We start from the raw sequence: 6,869 nt of genomic DNA, 5'->3' as shown, positions 1-6,869 counted from the left end.
CCGGACTTTCGAAATGTGGATCCTGGCGCCGCACGCGTGCTGCTGATCGAAGCGGGCGCCAGGCTCCTGGCGGCGTTTCCGGAGGCCCTCAGCGACTACACGCGCCGAGCCCTTGAGCAGCGTGGTGTGCAAGTTCTCCTCGACGCGCCGGTGACCGAAATCGCAGACGACCATGTGGTCGTGGGGGAGCGCCGGGTGGGCGCAGGAGCGGTGGTGTGGGCTGCGGGTGTGGCCGCGTCTGCGGCGGCCGACTGGCTGCACGCGGACCGCGACCGGGCTGGCCGCATTATGGTCGACTCCGACCTGTCCGTACCCGGTCACCCGGAGATATTCGCGATTGGGGACACCGCCGCTGCGCGATCCGATGCCGGCAAGCCCATCCCCGGGGTCGCTCCCGCGGCGAAGCAGATGGGGCGCCACGTCGGAGCTCTGATCGCTCAGCGGGCCCAGGGGCAGGTTGGTTCAGCGCCGTTCCGGTACCGACACCAGGGCGACTTGGCTACGATCGGACGCAAGGCCGCCGTCGTTCGAATGGACCGGATAACTTTGACGGGGTTCCCGGCTTGGCTCGTCTGGGGCGTGGTGCATGTCTACTTTCTGATCGGGCTCCGCAATCGCATCGCGGTCGCGTTCAGTTGGATCTGGGATTACCTGACTTTCGGACGCAGGGCCCGGTTGATCACCGAGCCGGCGAACGCAGCACCTGCGGAAGCACAGCGGCGCGGCCCCTCTGCCTCACCATCGGCGCCTGCTGCCGCCACGGCGGCGGACGCAGCGCCGTCATCGGCCGGCGGTGTTTGGGGGTGACGGTGACCGGGCGGCTGCAGTTGCGTCCGCTCCCCACCCACCACGGTCAATCGCAGCGTCCGCCGGCGGGCGCTAGCGCAGGTTGAGCGCCACCAGCCCTGCGAGGCCGACGATGATCCGCCACCAGCCGAACGGGGAGAGGCCCCGCCGGCTCACGAAGGCGACCATGGTCTTGATGACGATCAGGGCGAAGATGAACGAGGCGACGAAGCCGACGGCGATCGTGCCCGCCTGGTCGGCGCTGATCGCGTTGCGGTTCTCCCAGGCGTCGAGCACGAAGACGCCGAGCATTGTCGGGATGGCCAGGAAGAACGAGAACTCGGTGGCCGCTTCCTTGCGCACGCCCAGCAGCACGCCGCCGACGATGGTGGCGCCGGAGCGCGAGACCCCGGGAACCATGGAGAATACCTGCATCATCCCCACGCCCAGCGAAGTCCAGAACGGCAGCTCCATGGCGTCGTCGTAGCGGGGCGTCGGCGCGAAGCGGTCGATGAACAGCAGGCCGATCCCACCGATGATCAGCGACCAGCAGATGATCGCCGGGCTCTCGAACAGCACCTCCTTGATGAAGTCGTGGAGCGCCAGCCCGATCACCACCGCCGGCAGAAAGGCGACCAGCACGCTCAGCACGAAGCCCCGCGCCTTGGGATCGGTGGGTATCCGCAACACGACGCCCCACAGGCGCTGGAAGTAGACCACCACCACCGCCAGGATCGCGCCCAGCTGGATCAGCACACTGAAGGTGCCCCAGAAGCCGTCGGGCAGGCCTAGCGCCTCCTTCGTCAGCAGCAGGTGGCCGGTGGAGGAGACCGGGATGAATTCGGTGAGGCCTTCGACCAGCCCCAGGATGATCGCGTAGACCCAATCCGGCAAAGCCGCCCCTCCCGCATCGCGCTCTCGTAAGCGGCCTGTTTAGGGTAAGCCTCGGATTCGCGGCGAACGCTTTCTGGGCCGCTGCGACCATGCGGTCAGGCTCCATTCATCCAGAAGTGGCAAGCCTCACCTGAACACACCAGCAAGGTTCCCGCATGCGCCACATCCTGCTCGCCGCCGCCCTCCTCGCCTGCGCCGCGCCCGCCGTGGCCCAGCAGCGGCCGAACCTCGCCCAGCTCGACATGGACAAGGACGGCAAGGTCAGCCGCGCCGACTACAAGGCCGCGGTGCTGAAGGAGCTGATCAAGTACGACAAGGACCGGGACGGGCGGGTGCTGCGCACCGAGCTGCCGGCCCTGGCCAAGCTGCCCGGCATGCGCGGCCAGGTGGACCGGATCTGGAAGACCTACGACCACTCCGGCGACGGTGTCGTGACCCGCGACGAGGTCTCCGCCCAGGCCGAGCGCCGCTTCACCGAGCTCGACACCGACAAGGACGGCGTCTTCTCGCAGGCCGAGGCGGATGCGGCCGCAGCGGCGGCGCGCAAGGCGCGCTGAAGCCACCGCCCCGGCGGCTGGCCCGCACGGCGCAGCTGTGCTATCCGGCCGTCCGTCGCCAAGGACCGCAACCGTGACAGCTGCTTTCGCCTTCGCCCGTCAGGCTATCATCCGCCCGGTAATGGCCGGGCGGTCGATGACGTGCGGGACGACGGCGGGCGCCGGCTAAGGGCGCCACCAGCCTCTCCCGGCGGCGGGAGAGGCGCCAAGTGCGACGTATCCGGCAGCCGGGAGTCCTCCCCAAGGACCCTCCCCATGCCTCAGATCCCTCCTGAAATGCTGGCGGCGCTCGCGCTCTTCGCGTTCGTCTCCTCGATTACGCCCGGCCCGAACAACACCATGCTGCTCGCCTCCGGCGCCAACTTCGGCTTCCGCCGGACCGTGCCGCACCTGATGGGCGTCAACCTGGGCTTCTTCGCCCTGGTGCTTGGCGCAGGTCTGGCGCTAGGCGGCCTGTTCGCCGCCTACCCGGCGCTGCACGGGGTGCTGAAGGTCGCGGGCTCGGCCTATCTCCTGTACCTGGCCTGGAAGATCGCCATGTCCGGCGAGATGAAGGGCGGCGAAGGGGCCGGACGTCCGCAGACCTTCTGGCAGGCCGCCGCCTTCCAATGGGTCAACCCCAAGGCCTGGGCCATGGCGCTGGGCGGCGTCACCGCCTACGCCCCCCCGGAGAACTACGCAGCCAACGTCGTGGTGGTCGCCGCCGTCTTCACCCTGGTGAATCTGCCTTGCGTGGCCAGCTGGACCGGCTTTGGCCTGGCCCTCCGCGGCGTCCTCGGCACGCCGGCCCGCCTGCGGATCTTCAACTGGACGATGGCCGGCCTTCTGGTGCTCTCGCTGCTGCCGGTGCTGCTGGAGGCGCTCTAACCCACCTCCGGCCCCACGTAGCGGGCGCGGGGGCGGATGAGGGCGCCGCTCTGGCCCTGCTCGATGGCGTGGGCGATCCAGCCGGCGCAGCGGGCGATGGCGAACAGGGCGAAGGGGGCGTCCTTCGGCAGGCCGAGGCTGTCGGAGAGGCTGGTGAGCGCGAAGTCGATGTTCGGCGCCAGACCCGTCGCCCGCTCAGCGGCCTCGCGCAGGGCCGCGTACTGCGGCGGCGGGTTGAAGCGCGCGAGCAGGGCGGCGGCGCGCGGGTCGCCATCCGGATAGAGCGGGTGGCCGAAGCCGGGGATCTGCCGGTCCTCCGCCAGCCGCGCCGCGATGGCCGTGTGCGGGCTTGTCCGCCGCGCCTCTTCCACCACGTTCTGGATCGCGGCCGGGGCGCCGCCGTGGCGAGGCCCCGAGAGCGCCGAGAGCCCCGCCAGGGCCGCCGCCGCCAGCGACGCGCCGGTGGAGGCCGCCACCCGGGCGGCGAAGGCCGAGGCGTTCAGCTCGTGGTCAGCCAGCAGCACCAGCGTCCGTCGGATCAGGTCCGCGCCCGGTCCGCCGGGCCCCAGGCCCCACGCCAGCGCCAGCCGGTTGTGGATCGCCCCGCCGCCGACCTGGCCGGCCACGGCGTCGGTCATCACGTCCAGCAGGGTGGCCGCCTCGACCGCCAGCGCCAGCGGGTTGCGGCCGCGGGCCGGCGGATCGACGCCGGCGCGGCGCGCCAGCGCGACGAAGGCCCGCGAGCGCATGTCCGCGCCCTGCGGCGGTTGCGGCCGGTCGGTGCGCTTCAGCGCCGCCCCGTGCCCGCCTCGGAGCAGGCGGGCGACGCCCTCGAGCGTCTCCACCTCGGCCAGCTCCACGGCGTCTCGGCCGCGGTAATACAGCCGCCCCGCCGACACCGTCATGATCGCCGAGGCCAGCACCGGCTCGCCCCAGGAGATGGCGCCCTCGGCCACCTCCGAGATCTTGCGGCTGCGCGACTTACGCTGGTGCAGGTCGGCGATGTCGGCGGCCCGGTAGAGGCTCCGTCGCGGGTCCGTGGGGTCGGGCCGCACCTGCACCCGGCCCCGGCTCACATAGGCGTAGAGGGTCTGCGGCCTGACGCCCAGCCGCGCCCGCGCCTCCTCCGCCCCGATCCAGTCCGCCTGCGGCATACATTGATCATATTGATCAAGATTGACGATGGCAACGCTCGGGCGAATGTTGCAATGCAACCAAAGAGGAGATCGTCATGTCCGACGGCCTTGAAGACGTCGTCGCCGCCCATACCGTGTTCTCCGAAGTCGACGGCCAGGCCGGGCGCCTGATCATCCGCGGCTGGCCGGTGGAGCAGTTGGCCGGACGCACCACCTACGAAGACGCCGCCCGCCTGCTGTTCGACGGCTTCTTCGACGACCTGCCGGCCGACCTCGCCGGCCTCCTGGGCCACGCCCGCGCCGAGGTGTTCGGCGAGGTGACCGCCCTCGACACCGGCCTGCTCGACCGCACGCCGATCGAGGCCATGCGCGCGCTGACCGCCCGGCTGGGCGACGGCGACGACCTGGCGACCGCCCTGCGGCTGACTGCGGCGCCGGCGGTGTTCACCGCCGCCGTGGTGCGCGCCCAGGCCGGCCAGGCGCCGGTCGCGCCCGATCCCTCGCTGAGCCACGCCGCGGACGTCCTGCGGATGCTGCGCGGCCGCGAGGCCTCGCCGGCGGAAGTGGCGGCGCTGGACACCTACCTGGTCACCGTCAGCGACCACGGCCTGAACGCCTCGACCTTCGCCGCTCGGGTGGTGGCCTCGACGCGCGCGGGCCTGACCTCCGCGGTGCTGGCGGGGATCAGCGCGCTGAAGGGCCCGCTGCACGGCGGCGCGCCGGGTCCGGTGATCGACATGCTGGACGGCATTGGCCGGCCGGAGAACGCCCGGGCCTGGATCGAGGCGGCGCTGGACCGCGGCGACCGGTTGATGGGCTTCGGTCACCGAATCTACCGGGTGCGCGACCCCCGCGCAGACGCGCTGAAGACCGCCGTGCGCAAGCTGGTCGGCCAGTCGAACGTGGCCCACGGCCGGCTTGAGTTCGCCGAGGCCGTCGAGGCCGCGGCGCTGGCCATCCTCAAGGCCCGCAAGCCCGACCGCTCGCTGGACACCAATGTCGAGTTCTACACCGCCTTGCTGCTGGAGGCCCTCGCCTTCCCCCCCAGCGCCTTCACCTGCGTGTTCGCCATGGGCCGCGTCGCCGGCTGGCTCGCCCACGCCCGCGAACAGCTGGCCGGCGGGCGGCTGATCCGCCCGCAGAGCGTCTACGTCGGCCCGCAGCCGAGGGAGGCGGCATAAGCCGCAACGGGCTGGGTCGCCGCGACGGCGATGACGGAAGGGAGGGGGAGCTGAGAGTCGTTCGCGCTGGGGCGGGGCCAGCCTGCGGATTAATTTCGCCCCATGACCACGGGGATCCTCAGCAGCCTGGCGCCCGCCGAGACGGCGGCCCTCACCCGGCGGGTGACGATGCTGTCGGTCGGCACGGCGGCGGTGCTGGTCTCGCTGAAGCTGGCGGTCTGGCTGGCGTCGGGCTCGGTGGCGGTGATGGCCTCGATGGCCGACTCGGCCCTGGACCTGGCCGCCTCGTTGGCGACGTTCTTCGCAGTCCGCTACGCGGTCGCCCCACCCGACCGGGAGCACCGCTTCGGCCACGGCAAGGCCGAAGCCTTCGCCAGCCTGATCCAGGCCGGCCTGGTGTTCGCCTCCGCCGCCCTGATCGGCCGCGAGGCCGTCGAGCGGCTGATCGATCCGCGCCCGATCGCCCAGGAGGGCTGGGCGACCGCGGTGATGGTCGTCTCCGCCGTCCTGACCCTGGGGCTGGTGCGCGCCCAGACAGCGGTGCTGAAGAAGACCGCCTCCGTCGCGGTCGCCGGCGACCGGGTGCACTACGTCTCAGACCTCGCCTCCAACGCCATCGCCCTGCTCGGGATCGCCGGCGCCGGCCTGCTCGGCGTCTCGGGACTGGACGCCGCCGCCGGGCTGATCATCGCCGCCCTGCTGGTCTGGGGCGCCGTCGGCGTGTTCCGCGAGGCGTCCGACCAGCTGATGGATCGCGAGCTGCCGGATGAGGCGCGCATCCGAATCCTCGAGGTGGTGCGCCAGGACCCGCGCCTGACCCACGTTCATCAGCTGCGCACCCGCGCGTCCGGCCCCTTCATCCATATCCAGATGCATGTGGATCTCGACCCGGAGCTGTCGTTCGAGGCCGCGCATAAAGTGACCGACGACGCCGAACGTCGCCTGGTCGAGGCCTTTCCCTCCGCCGACGTGATCATCCACGCCGATCCCCGGGGACGAGCCGAAACTCATTCCGAGCCGTTCTCGGATGAGGATTGAGTGTAGTAAACGCCCCCTTAAGGGCTTAGGTCGCTCTTGAACGGCAGTGATTCCTCTCCGCGTGCGGGCATGAGCGTCGAGCGCACCCTCCACCATTTCCCGATGGACCCGGCCTCTCGCCAGGTGCGCCTGTCGCTGGGCGAAAAGCGGCTGGCCTTCAACGAGGTGCAGGTCCGCTACTGGGAGAGCCCGCCGGAATTCCTGGCGCTCAACCCCTCGGGTCTGACGCCGGTGCTGGAGGAGAAGGGGCCGGACGGGCGCATCGTGCTGTGCGAGTCCCGCGCCATCCTCGATCACCTGGAGGAGCAGAACCCCGAGCCAGCCCTGATGGGGCGCGAGGCGGCCGAGCGTGCGGAGGCGCGCCGGCTGTTGCAGTGGTTCGACCGCAAGTTCGATTACGAGGTCGGCGG

General features: G+C 71.1%; 8 protein-coding genes. 6 read left to right on the top strand and 2 right to left on the bottom strand.

The genetic code is table 11. The features are described 5' to 3' along the window. Window positions 1–807 (top strand): NAD(P)/FAD-dependent oxidoreductase (locus VHK87_RS07195; protein WP_329634222.1); only part of this gene is annotated, 807 nt, incomplete at its 5' end. Window positions 808–879: 72 nt separating this feature from the next. Here the strand turns inward: VHK87_RS07195 and VHK87_RS07190 are convergent. Beyond that, the gene (locus VHK87_RS07190) at window positions 880–1,680 is read right to left on the bottom strand and encodes an undecaprenyl-diphosphate phosphatase (protein WP_329634221.1); all 801 of its coding nucleotides are present in this window, start codon (window positions 1,678–1,680) and stop codon (window positions 880–882) included. Window positions 1,681–1,835: 155 nt separating this feature from the next. Between VHK87_RS07190 and VHK87_RS07185 the strand changes: the two genes are divergently transcribed. Further along, a complete protein-coding gene (locus VHK87_RS07185; RefSeq protein ID WP_329634220.1) occupies window positions 1,836–2,237 on the top strand; it encodes a hypothetical protein in 402 nt (133 codons plus the stop codon). Window positions 2,238–2,492: 255 nt separating this feature from the next. Then, a complete protein-coding gene (locus VHK87_RS07180) occupies window positions 2,493–3,104 on the top strand; it encodes a LysE family translocator (RefSeq protein WP_329634219.1) in 612 nt (203 codons plus the stop codon). Here VHK87_RS07180 and VHK87_RS07175 read toward each other — a convergent pair. Continuing rightward, complete coding sequence (locus VHK87_RS07175; protein ID WP_329634218.1) at window positions 3,101–4,258, bottom strand: citrate synthase; 1,158 nt, start codon at window positions 4,256–4,258, stop codon at window positions 3,101–3,103. The genes VHK87_RS07180 and VHK87_RS07175 overlap by 4 nt on opposite strands. Before the next feature lie 77 nt (window positions 4,259–4,335). Here VHK87_RS07175 and VHK87_RS07170 point away from each other — a divergent pair, with 77 nt between their 5' ends. From VHK87_RS07170 to VHK87_RS07160, 3 genes are all read left to right on the top strand, one after another. Next, on the top strand, window positions 4,336–5,421 hold the full coding sequence (locus VHK87_RS07170) for a citrate synthase/methylcitrate synthase (RefSeq protein WP_329634217.1): 1,086 nt from the start codon (window positions 4,336–4,338) through the stop codon (window positions 5,419–5,421). Window positions 5,422–5,523: 102 nt separating this feature from the next. Beyond that, window positions 5,524–6,459, top strand: a complete 936-nt coding sequence (locus VHK87_RS07165) for a cation diffusion facilitator family transporter (protein WP_329634216.1) — start codon at window positions 5,524–5,526, stop codon at window positions 6,457–6,459. Between the two features lie 69 nt (window positions 6,460–6,528). Continuing rightward, window positions 6,529–6,869: glutathione S-transferase family protein (locus VHK87_RS07160; protein ID WP_329634215.1), on the top strand; the 341-nt coding region annotated here is incomplete at its 3' end.

The organism is Phenylobacterium sp., from assembly GCF_036263695.1.
Lineage (GTDB): Bacteria > Pseudomonadota > Alphaproteobacteria > Caulobacterales > Caulobacteraceae > Phenylobacterium.
This window is presented reverse-complemented; position numbering and strand designations above follow the sequence as displayed.